This window comes from Micromonospora sp. CA-246542 (genome assembly GCF_050942905.1).
In the GTDB taxonomy this organism is placed as follows: Bacteria; Actinomycetota; Actinomycetes; order Mycobacteriales; family Micromonosporaceae; genus Micromonospora.
The window spans coordinates 1,859,601-1,877,303 of record NZ_CP192040.1 but is presented as its reverse complement, the minus strand read 5'-3'; the positions used below and the strand labels follow the sequence as shown (position 1 = coordinate 1,877,303).

Here is a 17,703-nt window from a genome sequence, read left to right as displayed (position 1 = left end):
CGTAATGGTGCAGTAATAGCACCGTCAAGACACTCCATCGAAACTTACGCGACACGATCCCGTAGCGTCCGCGCTCGGAGTGATGCTATAAATGCAACATGCTGCCGTCTCAGCCGAACAAATCGCTCCAGGATGGGCTCGACTGCCTGCAGTTGCTGGCCAGCTCCGCTGAGGCCCTCGGCTCACGCGAGGTCGCACGACGGCTCGGACTGGAGCCCTCACGCGCGAACCGGCTGCTCAAGACCCTCGCGCACATCCGGCTGATCGAACAGGACGAGCGGCGTCGCTATCGTCCCGGCCCGGGAATCCATGCCCTGGCCGCGCAGAGCCTCTTCGGATCGGGCCTGATCCGCCGCGCGCTCGGGCCGCTCGGCGAGCTGCACGTCCACGGTCACACCGTGGCCATGGGCGTGCTCTGGCGCGACCAGATGTCGTACCTGTACCACGCCGACCCGGGCATGGACACCAGCACGGCCCTAGGCCGGATCGGCCTGTTCCCGGTCGCCCGGTCCGGGCTCGGAATGGCCCTGCTGGCCTCCCAGGACGACGAGAACGTCCGCGCCATGTGGGCAACCAGCGCGAACGAGATCCCGGTCGATCAGGTGCTCGCCGACCTCGCGGAGATCCGCGAAGCCGGTTTCGCCCTGCGCTCCGGCAAGACCGAACGCACCGTCGCCGTCACCGTCGGCTCGGCCCCGTACGCCGCGATCGGCATGTCCGGCCGGTTTCCCGACGCGCACCTGCCTGAGCTCGTCAGCGCACTCCGCCACGCCGCGGAGAAGATAGACAAGAAGGGCTGAGGCGCAGCAGAAACAAGACGCCCGTTACCGGAGATCCGGTAACGGGCCAGTCGACCTGCGCAAAGAGGTGGTGGGCGATACTGGGTTTGAACCAGTGACCTCTTCCGTGTCAAGGAAGCGCGCTCCCACTGCGCCAATCGCCCATGGTGCCCGCTCGACCCGGCAGTCAGGCCCGTCGAGACGGATCGCGAGCGGACGACGGGATTCGAACCCGCGACCCTCACCTTGGCAAGGTGATGCGCTACCAGCTGCGCTACGTCCGCACGTCCCCGGCTACCGCCGGCGACGGAGCAAACTCTACCCGATGCCAAGATCGGCCGCCGCGCCGCCCTCGGGCGACCGCGATTGCGCTGCTCGACGGCGGGGTACTGATGAACCTCGACAGCACACCACACCCCCTAAGGAGGCTGTCGTGGGTATCGGCACCAGCATCTTCCTGATCGCGCTCGGCGCGATTCTCACCTTCGCCCTCGACGCGAGCGTCGGCGGCATCAACCTCGACGTGGTCGGCTGGATCCTGATGGGCGCCGGCGTCCTCGGTCTGATCATGACGGCGTTGATCTTCCAGCGCCGCCGTGCCGCGGTCGTGACCACCACCGAGCAGCCGGTCGAGTACCGCCGGGTCGAGGAGCGGCGGGACATCGCCCCGCCGCTGTGAAGGGCTCGGGTGGAACGGGCCGGCGACCTCCCCTTTCGAGGACGCCGGCCCGTCCCGTTTCCGCTCATGGAGCCCCTCGACACGGTGCTGGCCGTCCACCGGTCGTACCTGCTCGGTTGGAATATCGGCGCGGGCGGTGGCCGGACCAGATCCTCGTGCCAAACCCGAAATAACCGCACGAGGGGCATGGTCAACGACGCCGCCGGTTGCGAGACTGCTGGGAATGTCCACCACACCGCTGTCCCTGCCGCAGCCGTCCGCGCGGGCACCCGAGTTCGGTCGGGACGCGCTCATCGTCTGCGAGAACCTGGTACGGATCTACCAGACCGGTTCGATCGAGGTGCAGGCACTTCAGGGACTGGACCTGGCGGTGGAGAGCGGTGAGCTGGTCGCCGTGGTCGGCGCCTCCGGATCGGGCAAGTCGACGCTGCTGTCCATCCTGGCCGGCATCGACGCCCCCACCGCCGGACGGGTCCGGGTCGACACGTGGAACCTGCTGGCGATGTCCCGCGCGGACCGGGTGGAGTACCGGCGGCACACCGTCGGATTCGTCCGGCAGCAGACGGCGAGCAACCTCATCCCGTACCTGACCGCGCGGGAGATGGTGGACCTGCCGATGACGGCGGCCCGCACCGCGAAGAAGGAGCGGCAGGAGCGCGCCGCCGAACTGCTGGACAGCCTCGGCGTCGCGGACTGCGCCGACCGCCGCCCCGGCCAACTCTCCGGTGGGCAGCAGATGCGGGTGGCGATCGCGGTGGCCCTGGCCAACCAGCCGCGGGTCCTGCTCGCCGACGAGCCGACCGGCGAGTTGGACGCCGCCACGTCCGCCGAGGTCTTCGGCGTGCTGCGCGACGTCAACCGGCGCTACGGCGTCACCGTCGTCGTCGTCACCCACGACCCGGAGGTCAGCGGCCAGGTCGAACGGACCGTCGCGATCCGCGACGGTCGCACCAGCAGCGAGGTGCTGCGCCGCACCACCACCAACGCGGAGGGCGACACCCACATGACCGCCGAGGAGTACGCCGTGATGGACCGGGCCGGGCGGGTCCAGGTGCCCCGCGAATTCCGCCAGGCGCTGGCGCTGACCCGACGGGTCCGGCTGGCCCTGGAACCCGACCACATCACGATCCGCTCCGACTCGCGCAGCGGCGAATGAGCGAGCCGCTGCTGCGGGTTCGGGACGTGCACCGACGCTTCCGCGCCGGGCCGACCGTCGTGCACGCCCTGCGCGGCGCGTCGTTCGAGGTCGCCGCCGGCTCCATGGTGGCGCTCGTCGGCCGGTCCGGCTCGGGCAAGACCACCCTGCTCAACGTCATCGGCGGCCTGGACCGCCCGGACGCCGGCACCGTGCACGTCGACGGCACCGAGGTCACCACGCTCGACGAGGACGGCCTGTCCCGGCTGCGGCGCGAGAAGGTGTCGTACGTCTTCCAGAACTTCGGGTTGATCCCCGTGCTGTCGGCCGCGGAGAACGTCGCCGCGCCGCTACGGCTGGCCCGCGTCGCCCCGGCCGAGCGCGAGCGGCGGGTCGAGTTGCTGCTGGAACTGGTCGGCCTCGCCGACCACGCCCAGCAACGGCCGGCCGAGATGTCCGGCGGCCAGCAGCAACGGGTGGCGATCGCCCGCGCGCTGGCCGCCTCGCCCCGGCTCCTGCTCGCCGACGAGCCCACCGGCCAACTGGACGCCGAGACGGGCCTGTCGGTGATGGCCCTGCTGCGCGGGGTGGCGGAGTCCGAGGGCGTCACCGTGCTCGTGTCGACGCACGACGCGGTGATGATGGCCCTGGCCGACCGGGTGATCCGCATTCACGACGGGCACCTCGACGAGCAGGCGTACGAGCCCGTGCCGGACGCTGGGTGACACGACGATGCTGAGGCTCATCCGCCGCCGCGCCCGTGCGCAGTGGCCGTTGCTCGCGGCCCTCCTCGGGGTCGTCACGATCGGCGCGACCCTGCTGGGCACCTGCACGCTGCTGGTCACCCGCACCGCCGAGCGGGCCCTGGAGGTCGCCCTGGCCCGCGCCGCTCCCGCCGCCGTCGACGCGACCGTCTACACCGGCACCGTCGATGGCCCCGATGTGTCGTCCGTCCTCGCCGACACCCGCGCCGGGGTGACCTCCGCGCTGGCGCCGTTCCCGCTGACCACCACCGCGCGGGCGTCGACGGTGCTGCGGGCACTACCGCCCGCGCTCGCCCCGGGCACCACCGTCGGCCCACAGGCGTACCTGTCCGGCCTCGACGACCTGCCGGCCCGGGCCGAGCTGGTCACCGGACGCTGGCCACAGCGCCCCGGCGACGCGGTGCTCCTGGAGTCCACCGCCCACCTGCTCGGCCTGGCCCCCGGTAGCCGGGTGCACCTCGGCGCCGAGCTGGCCCACCCGCCCGTCCCGGCCATCGACGTGACCGTCGTCGGTGTCGTACGCCCGCTGTCCGGGCGCGGCTGGGACCGCGACCCGCTGGCCGCGGCCGGGTCCGCCACCGGCTACCGGGACGGTCGCTTCCTGCAACCGGTCAACGCCTACGGCCCGTTCCTCGTCGACCTCGCCGACCTGGTCACCACCGGCGCCACCGTCGACCGCCTGGAGGTCACCGCCCATCCGGACCTGAGCCACGCCAAGCGCCGGGACCTGGAGACCTTGGCCGGAGCCGTCGACAGTGCCGACCGACGGCTGGCCGGCGCCCTCGGCGACCGCGTCCAGATGGCCCGCGTCGCCACCGACCTGTCGCTGACCCTGCGGTCGGCCGACGACCAACGGCACGTGACCGCCGCCGTCGTGCTCGCGATCGCCGTCCTCGGCGGTGTCCTGGCCGCGACGGCGCTCGTGCTCGCCGGCCGCCTGACCGCCGGCATCCGCGCCGACGAGACCGCCCTGCGTTCCGCCCTGGGCACCAGCCGTCGTCAACTCGCCGCCACCGCGACCCTCGAGGCCGGGCTCGTCGCGGCCGTCGCCATCGCGCTCGCGATACCGGCCTCGTCGGCCCTGCACGCCGGCCTGACCCACCTGCCGCCGCTGGACGACGCCGGCCTGACCGTCCGGCCGGCCATCACCGGCGTCCAGGTGCTCGCGGTCGCCGGGGGCACGCTGGTGCTCGCCGCCGTCCTCACCGTCCTGGCGATCCGTCCCGTCCCGGCGGCCGGCGAGCGGCGCACCCGCCGCGAGCTGCTGGCCCGCTCCGGAGCCGACCTGCTGCTCGCGGTGTTCGCCGCCGTCGGATGGTGGCAGCTTTACGCGCAGCCCACCGCCGCCAGCTCGCGCGCCGACGCGGTCCGGGTGCTCGCTCCGGCCGTGCTGCTCACCGCCGGCGCCGCCCTGGCGCTCCGGGTGGTGCTGCCCGCCCTGCGTGGCGCCGACCGCCTGGCCTACCGCGCCCGTGGGCTGGCGCTTCCACTGGCGGTCGCCGAGAGCGCCCGCCGGCCCCAGGCGTTCGCCGCCGGCCTGCTCGTCGGGCTCGCCTGCGCGGCCGGAACCTTCGGCCTGGCATTCGACGCCACCTGGCACCAGTCCCAGCGCGACCAGGCCGCACTCTCGGTCGGCACCGACCTGGCGCTCACCCTCAGCACGTCGCCCTCGGCCGGCGAGGGCGCGCTCGTCAGCGCGGCCACCGCGGGGGCGGTGAGTCCGGTCCTGGACCGTGGTATCGCCGTCGGTCAGTGGCTCGGGACCTCCGGCGAAGCGCCACGCCTGGTCGCCGTGGACACCACCCGCGCCGACGCGCTGCTGCGCGGCCGGCTGGACAGCGACCGCGAGTGGGCGGACGTGGGTGCCGCGCTGGCACCACCAACCCGGATCACCGGTCTCGCCGTCCCGGCCGGCGCACCGCTCGTACTCAGCGGAACGGCGGCCGGCGACACCCCGCTCACCGTGACGCCCCGGCTGCTGCTGCAGGACGTCACCGGCCTCCGCACGTCCTGCACCGGTCCCGCCGTACCGCTCGACGGCCGCGAGGTGCGGCTTCCCGCCTGCGCGACGGCCGACGGGCTGCGCCTCGTCGCGGTCGCCCTACCGGTCGCCGTCGACTTCGGCGACGAACCCGTAGCCGGCGGGTCCGTGGCCGTAGCCGTCACGCTGACCGTGCCGGAGGCGGCGTCCACCGACGGATCGGACTGGACCGCCACGTCCGCCCCACCGGTACCGAGCAAGCTGAGCGACCTGAACGTCCGGCTGTCCCCCACACCGACCGGAACCGCGCTGCGAATGGCCGCGACCGTCGAACTCGACGGCGCCGACGACGCCGCCCGGACCCTCGTCGCCAGCGCCTTCCCGGACCCCGGTGAGGTGCCGGTCGCCGTCTCCGCCCGCTTCGCCAGCGAGGTCGGCGTCCACCCGGGCAGCAAGCTCAGCGTCACGGTCGGCACCACGCCCGTCCCGGTCGTCGTCTCCGAGGTCGTGCCGGCCGTACCGTCCGCCCCCGGGGCCGTCGCCCTCCTGGCCGACCTGGACGCGCTGTCCCGCGCGCGCGTACTCGCCGGTGACCTCACGTTCCCCGTGGACGCCTGGTGGGTCGGTCATCCGGCCGGCCCCGACGCTGCCGAGCGGGCCACCGCCCTGCACCTGGGCACCGTCGCGACCCGCGAGGTGGAGACCGCCCGCCTCCTCGGCGGCCCGCTGCGCGCCGGGTTGCCGGGCGCGCTCCGGCTCGTCGTACCGGCCGCGGCCCTGCTGCTGCTCGCCGGCGTCGTCCTGCACGTCACCTGCGACCTACAGCTCCGTGCCGTCGAGGTGGCGCGGTTGCGTGGTCTGGGGATGTCCCGACGCGGCATCCGGGCCGTGCTGCTCGGCCAGCACGCCGGCGTACTGCTGCCGCTGCTCGCGGCGGGCGCGGCCGTCGGCGCGCTCGCCACCCGCCTCGTCGCTCCCCTGCTCGTACGCTCCGACACCGGTGCCGCGCCCGTCCCGGCCGCCCAGCCACACTGGCCGTGGCCGGCCGAGGCCGTGCTGCTCGCCGTACTGCTGGCCGGATGTCTGCTGGCCGTCGCCATCGTGGTCGGCATCCAGGTCCGCCGGGCCGACGCCGCGCACCTGCGGGTGGCGCCGTGAAGCAGTTGACCCGCCGGTTTCCGGCGCCGCACTGGCCCAGCGTCCGTGGCCGTGGCCGGGCCGACGCCGGCCCGCTGCTGCTCTCGGCAGCCGTCATCGCGGCTGTCGCGCTGCTCGCCGGGGCCGTGCCGGTGCTGCTCGCCGCGGCCGCCGACGACACCGTCCAGGACAGCGTCCGCCGGGCCACCAACGACGCGAACGTCCTCGCACACGCCGACTGGGAACGCGACGACGGTCCGACGGGTGGGCGGGTGCGGATGGAAGGCCTCGCCAAGGAGGTCGACGACCTCCGCGTCCGGGCGACGTACGCGCTCGGGCCCGACCTGGACGCCGCGCTGCTCCCGCCCATCGCCGTCGTCGACGGCCCGGTCCTGAGCATCACCGACGGCACCGCGCCACGTACCTTCCAGTTCACCTACCTGGCCGGTGACGCCGGCGGCCCGCAGGTGACCTGGATCGCCGGAAACGCGCCCGCCGGGGCAGTCCCCGACGGGTTCGTCGAAGCCCCCTACCAGGGACCGCCCTGGCCGGTGCAGATCGGCATCTCCGAGGCGGACGCCGCCGCCCTCGATGTCCGCCCCGGCGACCGGATCCCGGCCAAGGACAACCGGGGGCGGGACAAGGACCTGCGGATCAGCGGAATCTACCGACCCACGGACACCGCCGACCCCGCCTGGCGACTCGCCCCGGCGCTCCTGCGCCCCGTACCCGGCGCCGACGGCGTGGGGATCACCCGGTTCGCCGGTCTGCTGTCGCGCGACTCGCTGCCGGACGCCCGGCTCGCCGTCGGCCAGGACCAACTGCGGCGCGCCGTCCACTTCGCCCCCGACCCCGACGCGCTCACCTGGGCCACCAGCGCGGCCCTGGTCGACCAGGTGGTCACGCTCAAGGCGGCTTCCGGCTCGTCCGGCGCCCGCGACGACTCCCTGAAGTGGGAATCGCAGCTCGACGCCACCCTGCGCGCGACCCGCGCCCGGGTCAGCGCCGTACGGGCGCAGGCGGCCGTGTTGCTCACCGGCGTGCTGACCGCCACGGTCCTGCTCCTGTTGCTCGCCGCCGACCTGCTGGTCCGCCGCCGAACCCTGGCGCTGAGCACCGCCCGGCAGCGCGGGGCGGCGTTACCCGACCTCGGCGCGGAACTGGCCATCGAGTCCACAGTGGTGTCCCTGTCGGCCGCTGCCCTCGGGCTCGCACTCGCCCGCGTGGTGGCACCGGGCGTCTCGTGGAGCTGGGCCATTCCCGTGGTCCTGGCCGGTGCCGTCGCCGGGCCGGCGTTCGGCACCCTCGCCGCCGGCCGCGCCAGCCGGGATCGGCGTCAGCCCGCCAACCCGTCCGCTCGGCGCTGGGTCCGGGCCACCGGGCAGCTGCGCCGCGCCGTCGTGGAGGCCGCTGTCCTGATCGCCGCAGTCGCCGCCCTGGTCACACTGCACCAGCGCGGGCTCCTGCCCGTCACCGCCGACGGCGGCACCGGTGCGCTGACCGGGGACGTGAGCCTGCCGGTCAGCGCCGTCGCCCTGGGCGCGCTCGTGGGCGCGCTCGTGGTGATCCGACTGCTCCCCCTGGGCGCGCGGTTCGCGCTCCGTCAGGCCCTGCGCTCGCGCCGCCCGCTGGCCGTCTTCGGCGCCGCCCGGGCGGTCACGACGGCGGGACGCGCGCTGCCGCTGCTGGTGCTGGTGAGCGCCACGGCGCTCGCGTCGTTCGCGCTCATCCTCGGCTCGACCGTCACCCGAGGGCTCGCCGACGGTGCGTGGAGCACCGTCGGCGCCGACGCCCGCCTCGACGTCGCCGCGGACGCCAAGGCCGCCACGCCCGCCATCGCCGAGCGGATCGCCGCCGCTCCGGGAGTCGGACAGGTCGTCGTCGCGCAGGTCACCGACTCGGCGCGCGTCTTCACGGACTCGACACCATTCGCCCCGCGCCTGGTCATCGTGGACGCCGAAGCGTTCCAGCGCCTGTTGGCCACCACCCCGCTGCCCGACGCGCCCGCGCTGGCCCGCCTCACGACGCCCGGCCCCGACCCCGGCCCCGGCCCCGGCCCCGGCCCCGGAGAGGTTCCCGCGCTGGTCCGGTCGAGTGACGGCGAGCTGCCGGTCGGCACGCGTTTGCAGCTACCCCGGGCCGACGCCCCGGCCATCCACCTCGCCGTGGTCGGTACCGCGCCCTCGGTCGGCGGCGCCGACGACGTCGTGCTCGTGGACGCCGCGGCTCTCGCCGACGCCGGCCTGCCCGCCGTTCCGAACACGGTCTGGGTGACCGGTCCCGGCGCGGCGCAGGCGGTGTCGAACAGCGGTGTCGCCGCCGATGTCGTGTCGCGCGCCGACGTCCTGCGGACGCAGCGAGCGGCTCCGCTGACCGCGGGGCTCCTACGGCTGGCGTGGGCCGCCGCCGCAGTGCTGCTGGCGCTGGGGCTCCTCGGCCTGGCGCTCGCCGCCGCCGCGGGTGCGTCCGAACGGTGGCAGACCCTGACCCGGCTGCGGACCCTCGGACTGCGGCCGCGCGACGCCCGCTGGGTCGCCGCCGGAGAGCTGCTGCCACCGGTCGCGGTCGTCGCGGTGTGCGGCCCGCTCCTCGGGGCCCTGCTCGCACGCGTGACGCTCGGCCCTCTCGACCTACGGCTGCTCACCGGCCAGGCCGACGACCCGGCGACGATCCTGCCGTGGTGGCTGCTCGCCCTGCTGGGCACGGCGCTGCTGGCGGCGGCCGCCACCGTCGTACCCGTCGAGTCGGCGCTGCGACGACGCGACCGGTTGAGCGAGGTGCTCCGCGCCGGCGAGTAGGTCTGTCGCGTGCGGGCGGGCGGGTGGCCTTCTGATGAAACAGCGTTGAGGCCCGTCACCGGATCCGGTGACGGGCCTCAACGATCACGTCGTACAGCTGGTGGGCGATACTGGGTTTGAACCAGTGACCTCTTCCGTGTCAAGGAAGCGCGCTCCCACTGCGCCAATCGCCCGTGCTCTTTGCCGAGGTGGGGACGGGATTTGAACCCGCGTACACGGCTTTGCAGGCCGTTGCCTCGCCTCTCGGCCACCCCACCGAGGTTGCCCCCGTCATGCGTGGCGGCAGCTCCGAGCGGACGACGGGATTCGAACCCGCGACCCTCACCTTGGCAAGGTGATGCGCTACCAGCTGCGCTACGTCCGCACGCCCCCGGCTTTCCCGGGTGACGGATGAGAACTTTAGCCGAGCCGGCGAACGACTGCCAAATCGGGGTCCGTGTCGGCGCGTCCCATCCCGCCCGGTCCGACGCCGGACGGGGAGATGGCCACCACCGGCGGCGGGCTTCCTAGTCAGCTGACCTGATGTCTCAATTGACCCTCGGCCGTCACACTCCGGCATCATCCGACGGTTAGCGCCGGCGCGGCGGACGGCCAGCGGAGCACTCCGACGGCGCGCGGCCCACCTCGCCGAACTCCACCAGGAGAACGAGCCACGGCACCCCTGGAAAGTGTCCAACTTCCGACTCTTACCCCACGAATCGGACGGTAGCGGTAACTGTTCGTGTTCGAGTCGATGGGCTACGGTAACGGTCGTGACGAGACGTGCGGCCGAGATCCGCCTGGATGCCCTGCTGCGCACGGCCTGCGACGTGATCGTGGAGCGCGGCCTGGCCAACACCCGAACGGCCGACGTGGCACAGGCCGCCGGAGTGAGCCAGGCACTGGTCTTCTACCACTTTGCCACGAAGGAACGGCTGCTCGCGCAGGCCTTCGCGTACGCCGTCGAGCAGGATCTGGCCCGGCTGGACGTGGTCACCCGCTCCTCCGCGCCACCGCTGACGAAGCTCCGCCGGATCCTCAAGCTCTACACCCCGGCCGGCCGGGCGACCTCCTGGTCGATGTGGATCGACGGCTGGTCCGAGTCGCTGCGTACCCCCGAGTTGGAGAAGGTGTCCCGCCGGCTCGACCTACGGTGGCGACAGGATCTCGCCGCCGTGATCTCCACCGGGGTCGCCGACGGCACCTTCCAGTGCGCCGACCCGGACGGGGCTGCCTGGCGGATCAGCGCGGTGATGGACGGCCTCGCCGTGCAGCTCGCGGTGCACGACCGGGTCATCTCCCGGCGACAGTTCGGGGAGTGGGTACGCCTGGTCACCGCCCGCGAGCTGGGTCTGGACCCGACCGACCTGGACTGAGCGGCCGACCGCGCCGTACGCCAGGCCGGGCAAAACGGCTCGGGCCGGCGTGCCGAACGGAACAATCGACGGCATGGATCTGCTGGACGCGTACCGCCGGAGCCTGGCCGAGTTTGTCGACCGGGTGGACCAGATCGGGCCCGATCAGTGGTCGGAGGAGACACCCTGCCCCGACTGGGACGTCCGGACCCTGGTCAACCACGTCGTCGGCGAGGACCGGTGGAGCGTCCCACTGCTCGCCGGTCGCACCATCGACGAGGTCGGCGGCCGCTTCGACGGGGACCAGCTCGGCGCCGACCCGCTCACGATGGCCCGGGAGGCGGCCGCGCAGGCCGAGATCGCCGTCACCCACCCCGGCACGATCGACCGCACCGTGCACCTGTCGTCCGGCCCGACCCCGGCCGCCGAGTACGTCCGACAGCTCCTCGCCGAACACCTGATCCACGGCTGGGACCTGGCGGTGGCGATCGGCGCCGACCCACGGTTCGACCCGGACGCGGTGCACGTGTGCGCCAAGTGGTTCGCCGGCCGGGTCGACGACTACCGACGCGACAAGCTGGTCCGGGACACGGCGCGGGTGCCCGCCGACGCCGACGAGCAGGATCACCTGCTGGCCGCCTTCGGCCGCGACCCCGACTGGGCACCCGGCAACTGACGCGACCCCGACCGCGCCCGACGACCGGGCCGTCACCAGAACGCCCAGATGCTCTCCCCCAGTCGCGGGCTGGCCGGATCCTCCGGGGTGGCGACCCGTACGTGGTGGCCACCGGTGTGCTCGACGTGGAAGTGCCCGTACGCGGCCGGCGCGCGCGCCACCGCGCAGCAGACCACCAGGGCGGCGCACTGCGCCGGCAGGTAGAGGCAGGTCAGCCAGCGGTAGTAGCCGCCGGCCGCCAGCCGGGGCACCGCCTCCTCGGGAGGGTTGCGCCGGTCGTCGCCGATGAACAGGTCGATCACCGGGATCAGACCGAACACGACGACCGTGGTGAGCCACCACGCCCAGGCGCCGCCGGTGCTCCGCCACAGCGCGAGGCCGGCGAAGGGTAGCGCCGACACCGTCGACAGATCTCGATCATTTCGCGAGCCGACCAGCCCGGGGCCTTGCCGCTTCCTCGGGCGGCTGATATCCACAGATGCGCATGCGTCACCGCGCATCGCCGGTCGGCAGCCGCCGGCCATCCCGCTCCCACAAGGAGGTCCCGTGCCACAACCGGAGTGGTCACCCCCGATGAGCCGGCGTCGACGCCGGCTCATCGCCGTCCTGGCGACGACGGCGACCCTCGCCGCGCTGCTACCCACCGGCACGAGCAACGCCGCACCCGCCGCCGCCCCCGCCGAGCGCACGTCCGGGCCGTTCGCCGAGGGGCACCAGCCCGCCGACCTCGACAACCGCACCGGTACGGCGGCACCCGACGCCCGCCAGCGCGGGCTGGCCCGCGCCGCGGACCCCGACGCGCGGTGGAACCGGCTCGGCACCCCCAGGCGCTCGGGCCCGGTCGTACCCCCTCGCCAGCGGACTGCCCGCGGACCCGGAGGCCGCCGCGCGCGCCTATCTGACCGCCAACCGCGACCTGTACGGCATGGACGCCGCGACGGTCGCCGACCTGGACCGGGTGCTGGTCCGGCCGATCGGCAGCGGCACGGTGGTGACGCTGCGGCAACGCTTCGGCGACCTGCCGGCCGGTCACGACGGCCTGGTCACGCTCGCGGTGAACGGCGGCTCGGTGCTCGCCGTCAACTCCTCCCTGGCCCGGGACACCCGCGCACCCGCCCCCGCGACCCGCACCGCCGAGCAGGCGTACGCCGACGCGCTCGCCGACGCCGGGCTGAGTCCGACGGCCGTGGCCAGCCACACCGTGCGGGCCGTGGCCGTGCCCACCCCACTGGACGGACCTCGGGCCGCCTACGAGGTGACCATGATCGGCGCGGACGCCGACCACCCGGTGGCGTTCACCAGCTACGTGGACGGCAGCACGGGCACGGTGCTGGTCCGCGAGGACCTCGTCGACTTCGACTCGGACAACCCGAGCTGGGCGGTCTTCCCAGCCACCCCGCCCCGCGACCTCGCCGCCGGCCAGGACCCCCGGGTCCGCTGGTGCGGCGACCCGGCCCCCGACTGCCAGGCGGCGTTCCGTGACCCGGCCACCGGGCAGCCGTGGGACGTCGACGCGGCCACCGGCACACCCACCTTCACCTCGCGCGGCAACTCGGCCAACACCGTGCTCTCCTGGGGCAACAACACCCCGGTCGTGCCGGCCACACCCAGCCCGGAGCGCCGCTACGAGTACCCGTTCACCGACCAGTGGCACCAGGCGAGGTGCAACCCGGAGGTGTTCACGTCCACGCAGCGCAACGACGCGGACGCGGCGATCGCGAACCTGTTCGTCATGCACAACCGCATGCACGACTGGGCGTACCAGCTCGGCTTCACCGAGTCGGCGTGGAACCTCCAGGCCGTCAACCTCACCCCGTCCGGACTCGGCGGCGACGCCGAGCAGGGCCGCGCCCAGCAGGGCGCGCTGACCGGCAACCGCAACAACGCCAACCAGGGCACCCCACGCGACGGTCTGCCGCCGACCACCAACATGTACCTGTGGCAGCCGCAGGCCGGTGGCCCGTACCCGCCGTGCGTGGACGGCGACTACGACATGACGGTGATCGGTCACGAGTACACCCATGCCATCACCAACCGGATGATCGCCGGCCCGGACAGCGGGATCAGCGGCCACCAGGGCGGCGCGATGGGCGAGTCGTGGGGCGACCTGATGGCCGCGGAATACCTCTACCAGAACGGCCTGCGCGCTCCCGGGGAGACGCCCTTCGTCACCGGCGGCTACGTCACCGGCAACCTGGTCAGCGGCATCCGCAACTACGACCTGAGCCGCAGCCCGCTGAACTACTCCGACATCGGCTACAACACCGCCGGCCCGGCCGTGCACGCCGACGGGGAGATCTGGGGCGCGACCAACTACCGGGTACGTGCCGCGCTGGTCAAGCGGTACGGCCTGGGCACCCCGCAGCGGCAGCGGGAGTGCGCGCAGGGCACGGTGCCCGCCGACAAGTGCCCGGGCAACCGGCGCTGGTCGCAACTGGTCTTCGACTCGTTCCTGCTCCAGGCGGCCAGCCAGGTCAGCATGCTGGACATGCGGGACAACATGCTCACCGCCGACCTGCTGCGCTTCGGCGGCGCGAACCAGGACCTGATCTGGGCCGAGTTCGCCCGCTCCGGGATGGGCCGGGACGCCGCCACCAACGGCGCCGCCGACACCGACCCGACGCCGAGCTTCGCCTCGCCGCGGGGCGGCAACGCGACACTCACCCTGCGCCCCCGTGGGGACAGCGCCGACGCGCCGATCCGGGTGTACGTCGGGGCGTACGAGGCGCGGGCCGTACCGATCGCCGACACCGACCCGGCGACGCCGATCCCGGACACGGTGGAGATGGTCGCCGGCACGTACGACCTGCTGGCCGTCGCGCCCGGCTTCGGGCATCAGCGGCTCAGCGTGGTCGCCGACGCCGGCAAGGCTGGCTACGTGGACCTGCGGATGAGCCGCAATCTCGCGTCCACGGCGTCCGGCGCGACGATCAGCGGTGACGGGGTCAACCTGGACCGGGCCGCCGACGACACCGAGGCGACGAACTGGGCCTCGCTGGACGGGGTGGCCGGCAGGCAGCTCACCGTGGCGCTGGCCGGTGACGCCCCGCAGGTGGTCAAGCGCGTGAACGTCAGCGCGATGCTGCGACCCGCGATCGTCGGGGACGCGGACACGGGCAGTCAGAACGCGCTCAGCGCGCTGCGCTCGTTCGCCGTGTCCGCCTGTGACGCGACCACCACCGACTGCGCCGACCCGGCGCGTTGGCGGCGCATCTACACCAGCGCCGCCGACGCGTTCCCCGGCGGGGCGTACCGGGCGTACAGCCGCGACATCAACCTGCGCACGTTCGCGGTGCCGACCACCGTCGCCACCCACCTGCGGTTGGAGGTGCTGGCCAGCCAGTGCACCGGCGGCCCGCAGTACGCCGGTGAGCAGGACGACGACCCGGCCACGACGACGGACTGCGCCACGGCCAGCCCGTCCCGTGCCCAGGTCAGGATCGCCGAGTTCCAGGCGTTCGCGAAGTGACACCGTCGGGGCCGGCGGGGAACCGCCGGCCCCGACAACCCCCGATCAGCGGCGTGCCGGGTACCAGCGTCCGGTCGGCGCGGGCCGCTCCCAGAGCCGGTCCACCGGCGGGTCCTCGGCCTCGTCCTTCGCGGCGCGGGTCAGGTGGCGCAGTCGCAGCAGCAGGCCCACCCCGAGCGAGAGCAGCAACCCGCCGAGCAGGAACGCCGCCTGCACGACACCGAACCCGCCGGTCTGCGCGACCGGCCGGCCGGCCGACGGTGGCGCCGCGTCGACCGGCTGCTCCGCGACCGGTTCCTCGGCCTGGGTGCTCTCCTCCTGCGCCGGTTCGCTCGGTGGGTCGCTCGGCTGCGCCGGGGTCGGGCTCGGCGTCGGCGTACGGGAGGCGGCGCCGCCCGCTCCCACCACCGATCGGGTGGCGGTCTGGCGGGCCAAGAGGCGCAGGTTGGCGTCGTACGCCTCGGCGGCGAGGGTGACCCGCCCCTGCGTGACGTCCTCGGCGAAGGCCACCCGGTAGCGGGCGGTCACCGTACGGCCCGGGCAGAGGGTGCCCGGGTCGAGTTGCCGGTCGGTCAACCGAGCCACGTCACCCTCGGTCCGGATCTCCACCGGGAAGTCGCCGTTCTCCTCCACCCGGTCCATCTTCACCTGGTCGAGCCGGATGCCCTGCACCCGGAGCACCATCGACCAGCGCACCTTCGCGCACCCGCCACGCCGGTCCGTCTGCGAGACCACCGCGGAGATCGTGCGCACCTGGTCGCCGGCGGTGAACCGGGCCGGCAGGCCGCCCATCTCGGTGGCGAACGCCGCCTGCGCCGGCGCCGCCAGGGTGAGCACCACCCCGGCGCTGCCGGCCACCAACGCCCCGAGCCGCAGCGCGTACCGCCACACGATCACCACCACCTCGCTCCGTTCGGTCGTCTCCACCTCGCAACGCTAGGAGCGGGACAGCGCCGTCGACAGACGGGTGTGTTCGCACCGGACGACAAGCAGAGGTCGTGTTTTCACCGACAGTGGTGAACCGGTCACCCCTCCCCCGCGACACGCCGGGCGTCGGGTCGCTGGAACAATCGGGCGGGTGTCCGAGCTCTCCAGCACGTTCGTCCGGCTGCACGCCCGGCTGACCCCGGTCCCCTTCGTCCCCGAGGTGCGCCTGCACCAGGCGGACGAGCCGATCGGGCTCTGGGAGTTGACCGAGGGCCAGTTCTCCAGCGACCGGCCGCCGCCGTTCTGGGCCTTCGCGTGGGCCGGCGGGCAGGCGCTGGCCCGCTATGTCACCGACCATCCGGAGCTGGTCGCCGGCCGGCGGGTGCTCGACCTCGCCTCCGGCTCCGGCCTGGTGGCCATCGCCGCCGCCCGGGCCGGCGCGGCGTCCGTGCGCGCCGTCGAGGTCGACGAACTGGCGGTCGCGGCCGTCGCGCTCAATGCCGAAGCCAACGGGGTACGCGTCGACGCTGAGTTCGCCGACATCCTCGACGGTGACGCGGGCGACGCCGAGGTGGTGCTCGCCGGGGACGTCTTCTACAGCGACGCGATGGCCCGACGGGTACTGCGGTTCCTGCTACGCGCCACCCGGGCCGGGGCGCCGGCGCTGGTCGGAGACCCCGGCCGGGCGTTCCTACCCCGGGACCGCTTCGACGAGCTGGCCAGCTACGACGTGCCGGTGCCGGAGGCCCTGGAGAGCGTACGGGTGAAGCGCACCACCGTCTGGCGGTTGCGCCCGGGCCTTCCCGGAGCCGCCGGCTAGCGTGTCGGCGTGCTCTTCTCCGGCTGGGCGTCCGCGGTCGAGGCACCCTGGCCGGACGTCGCCGAGGTGACCGACCACGTCGGTGTACGCCACCTCGTCGTCACCCGCCACGCGCTGGTCCGCCAGGTCCTCGCCGACCCGGAGCGCTACCGACCGGACAACGCCCTGGACGCGGTGACCCCGATGCCGGTGACCGCGCTGCGGGTGCTCGCCGGGCACCGGTTCCGGCTGCCGCCGACCCTGGCGAACAACTCCGGCGTCAGCCATCCGCAGATCCGGGGCATCGTGGCGGACGCGCTGCACCCCGCGAAGGTCGCCGCGCAGCGCCCCTGGCTCACGGCCCTGGTCCGGGAGCGGGTGGCCCGGCTGCGGGCCACCCTCGACGCCGGCGCGTCGGTCGACCTGTACGCGGACCTCGCCGCCGACCTGCCCCTGCTGGTGCTGGCCCGGCTGGTCGACCTGCCGGACGCGCCGGTCGGCGCGGTCAAGGAGTTCGCCCGGGCGGCGCTGGAGCTGTTCTGGGCGCCACTGGACGACGATCGGCAGGTGGCGCTCGCCGCCGAGGTGGGCCGCTTCCACCACGTACTGCGGGAGTTCGCGGCCACCGGCGGCGGCCTGGCCGCCGAGCTGCGCGCCGCCGGGCATCCGCCCGACGTGGTGGTCGGCGCGCTCTTCTTCCTGCTGGTCGCCGGACAGGAGACCACCTCGCAGTTCCTCACCCTGCTGCTGCACCGGCTGGCCGGCGAACCGGCGGTACGCGCCGCGCTGCGCGCCGGTGACGTCGCGGTGGCCGACGTCGTCGAGGAGGGGCTGCGCCTCGAACCGCCCATCGTCACCTGGCGGCGGGTGGCCGCGGCGGACGGCGTTCTCGGCGACACGGCGGTGCCGGCGGGCACCAGCATCGTGCTGTGGCTGGCCCGCGCCGGTCGCGACCCGGCGGTCGTCGACGCGCCGGACGATTTCGTTCCCGGCCAGCGCGGGTCGCGGCGGCACCTGGCGTTCGGGGCGGGGGCGCACCGGTGCGTCGGCGACGTCCTGGCCCGGATGGAGGCGGCCGTCGTGGTGGCCGAGGCCGCGCCGCTGCTGGACGGGGTGACGGTGATCCGTCCGCCGTGGTGCCCGGACAATCTCACCTTCCGGATGCCGGACGCCTTCGTGGTCCGAGGCGCAATCGGGGGTCCCGGGCTGACCGGATCCTGACAAC

13 protein-coding genes and 5 tRNA genes are annotated in these 17,703 nt (G+C 74.0%); 11 read left to right on the top strand and 7 right to left on the bottom strand.

Features of this window, described 5'->3' with window-relative positions; all coding sequences use genetic code 11:
• Positions 1-98: 98 nt before the first annotated feature.
• Positions 99-800, top strand: coding sequence for an IclR family transcriptional regulator (locus ACQP0N_RS08815; RefSeq protein WP_433119019.1), 702 nt, complete (start codon positions 99-101; stop codon positions 798-800).
• Between the two features lie 68 nt (positions 801-868).
• On the opposite strand, the gene ACQP0N_RS08810 is transcribed toward ACQP0N_RS08815, so the two are convergent.
• Together ACQP0N_RS08810 and ACQP0N_RS08805 are read right to left on the bottom strand one after the other, a co-directional pair.
• Positions 869-943: transfer RNA gene (locus ACQP0N_RS08810), tRNA-Val, on the bottom strand.
• A gap of 47 nt (positions 944-990) precedes the next feature.
• Positions 991-1,063, bottom strand: a tRNA-Gly gene (locus tag ACQP0N_RS08805).
• A gap of 149 nt (positions 1,064-1,212) precedes the next feature.
• On the opposite strand from ACQP0N_RS08805, the gene ACQP0N_RS08800 reads away from it, so the two are divergent.
• The 5 genes from ACQP0N_RS08800 (at position 1,213) to ACQP0N_RS08780 (ending at position 9,273) form a co-directional block, all read left to right on the top strand.
• Positions 1,213-1,458: a DUF6458 family protein gene (locus ACQP0N_RS08800; RefSeq protein WP_355051783.1), complete on the top strand. Its 246-nt coding sequence runs from the start codon at positions 1,213-1,215 to the stop codon at positions 1,456-1,458.
• 223 nt (positions 1,459-1,681) lie between these two features.
• The gene (locus ACQP0N_RS08795; RefSeq protein ID WP_433119017.1) at positions 1,682-2,614 is read left to right on the top strand and encodes an ABC transporter ATP-binding protein; all 933 of its coding nucleotides are present in this window, start codon (positions 1,682-1,684) and stop codon (positions 2,612-2,614) included.
• Positions 2,611-3,318: an ABC transporter ATP-binding protein gene (locus tag ACQP0N_RS08790; protein ID WP_433119015.1), complete on the top strand. Its 708-nt coding sequence runs from the start codon at positions 2,611-2,613 to the stop codon at positions 3,316-3,318. Before ACQP0N_RS08795 ends, ACQP0N_RS08790 begins: the two co-directional genes overlap by 4 nt.
• Before the next feature lie 7 nt (positions 3,319-3,325).
• Positions 3,326-6,496: an FtsX-like permease family protein gene (locus tag ACQP0N_RS08785; protein ID WP_433119013.1), complete on the top strand. Its 3,171-nt coding sequence runs from the start codon at positions 3,326-3,328 to the stop codon at positions 6,494-6,496.
• Positions 6,493-9,273, top strand: coding sequence for an FtsX-like permease family protein (locus ACQP0N_RS08780; RefSeq protein WP_433119011.1), 2,781 nt, complete (start codon positions 6,493-6,495; stop codon positions 9,271-9,273). Before ACQP0N_RS08785 ends, ACQP0N_RS08780 begins: the two co-directional genes overlap by 4 nt.
• Before the next feature lie 98 nt (positions 9,274-9,371).
• Here ACQP0N_RS08780 and ACQP0N_RS08775 read toward each other — a convergent pair.
• From ACQP0N_RS08775 to ACQP0N_RS08765, 3 genes are all read right to left on the bottom strand, one after another.
• Positions 9,372-9,446: transfer RNA gene (locus tag ACQP0N_RS08775), tRNA-Val, on the bottom strand.
• Positions 9,447-9,459: 13 nt separating this feature from the next.
• Positions 9,460-9,530: transfer RNA gene (locus ACQP0N_RS08770), tRNA-Cys, on the bottom strand.
• A gap of 34 nt (positions 9,531-9,564) precedes the next feature.
• Positions 9,565-9,637 (bottom strand) — tRNA-Gly (locus ACQP0N_RS08765).
• Between the two features lie 388 nt (positions 9,638-10,025).
• On the opposite strand from ACQP0N_RS08765, the gene ACQP0N_RS08760 reads away from it, so the two are divergent.
• Together ACQP0N_RS08760 and ACQP0N_RS08755 are read left to right on the top strand one after the other, a co-directional pair.
• On the top strand, positions 10,026-10,628 hold the full coding sequence (locus ACQP0N_RS08760; RefSeq protein WP_355051777.1) for a TetR/AcrR family transcriptional regulator: 603 nt from the start codon (positions 10,026-10,028) through the stop codon (positions 10,626-10,628).
• 73 nt (positions 10,629-10,701) lie between these two features.
• Positions 10,702-11,283, top strand: a complete 582-nt coding sequence (locus ACQP0N_RS08755) for a TIGR03086 family metal-binding protein (RefSeq protein ID WP_433119009.1) — start codon at positions 10,702-10,704, stop codon at positions 11,281-11,283.
• A gap of 32 nt (positions 11,284-11,315) precedes the next feature.
• Here the strand turns inward: ACQP0N_RS08755 and ACQP0N_RS08750 are convergent, their stop codons facing one another.
• On the bottom strand, positions 11,316-11,684 hold the full coding sequence (locus ACQP0N_RS08750; protein WP_433119007.1) for a hypothetical protein: 369 nt from the start codon (positions 11,682-11,684) through the stop codon (positions 11,316-11,318).
• A 524-nt stretch (positions 11,685-12,208) separates the two neighbouring features.
• On the opposite strand from ACQP0N_RS08750, the gene ACQP0N_RS08745 reads away from it, so the two are divergent.
• A complete protein-coding gene (locus ACQP0N_RS08745) occupies positions 12,209-14,752 on the top strand; it encodes a M36 family metallopeptidase (protein ID WP_433119005.1) in 2,544 nt (847 codons plus the stop codon).
• 45 nt (positions 14,753-14,797) lie between these two features.
• On the opposite strand, the gene ACQP0N_RS08740 is transcribed toward ACQP0N_RS08745, so the two are convergent.
• Positions 14,798-15,679 (bottom strand): hypothetical protein, encoded by an 882-nt coding sequence (locus tag ACQP0N_RS08740; RefSeq protein ID WP_433119004.1) that lies wholly within the window; start codon positions 15,677-15,679, stop codon positions 14,798-14,800.
• A 151-nt stretch (positions 15,680-15,830) separates the two neighbouring features.
• Between ACQP0N_RS08740 and ACQP0N_RS08735 the strand changes: the two genes are divergently transcribed.
• Positions 15,831-16,499: a class I SAM-dependent methyltransferase gene (locus ACQP0N_RS08735; RefSeq protein ID WP_433119002.1), complete on the top strand. Its 669-nt coding sequence runs from the start codon at positions 15,831-15,833 to the stop codon at positions 16,497-16,499.
• Between the two features lie 9 nt (positions 16,500-16,508).
• The gene (locus tag ACQP0N_RS08730) at positions 16,509-17,699 is read left to right on the top strand and encodes a cytochrome P450 (RefSeq protein ID WP_433119000.1); all 1,191 of its coding nucleotides are present in this window, start codon (positions 16,509-16,511) and stop codon (positions 17,697-17,699) included.
• Positions 17,700-17,703: the final 4 nt, after the last annotated feature.

What these genes read in the sequence shown, in the direction of transcription:
- ACQP0N_RS08815 (WP_433119019.1), top strand. Translation starts at nt 99, where the DNA reads ATGCTGCCGTCTCAGCCGAACAAATCGCTCCAGGATGGGCTCGACTGC.
- ACQP0N_RS08795 (WP_433119017.1), top strand. Translation starts at nt 1,682, where the DNA reads ATGTCCACCACACCGCTGTCCCTGCCGCAGCCGTCCGCGCGGGCACCC.
- ACQP0N_RS08790 (WP_433119015.1), top strand. Translation starts at nt 2,611, where the DNA reads ATGAGCGAGCCGCTGCTGCGGGTTCGGGACGTGCACCGACGCTTCCGC.
- ACQP0N_RS08785 (WP_433119013.1), top strand. Translation starts at nt 3,326, where the DNA reads ATGCTGAGGCTCATCCGCCGCCGCGCCCGTGCGCAGTGGCCGTTGCTC.
- ACQP0N_RS08755 (WP_433119009.1), top strand. Translation starts at nt 10,702, where the DNA reads ATGGATCTGCTGGACGCGTACCGCCGGAGCCTGGCCGAGTTTGTCGAC.
- ACQP0N_RS08745 (WP_433119005.1), top strand. Translation starts at nt 12,209, where the DNA reads ATGGACGCCGCGACGGTCGCCGACCTGGACCGGGTGCTGGTCCGGCCG.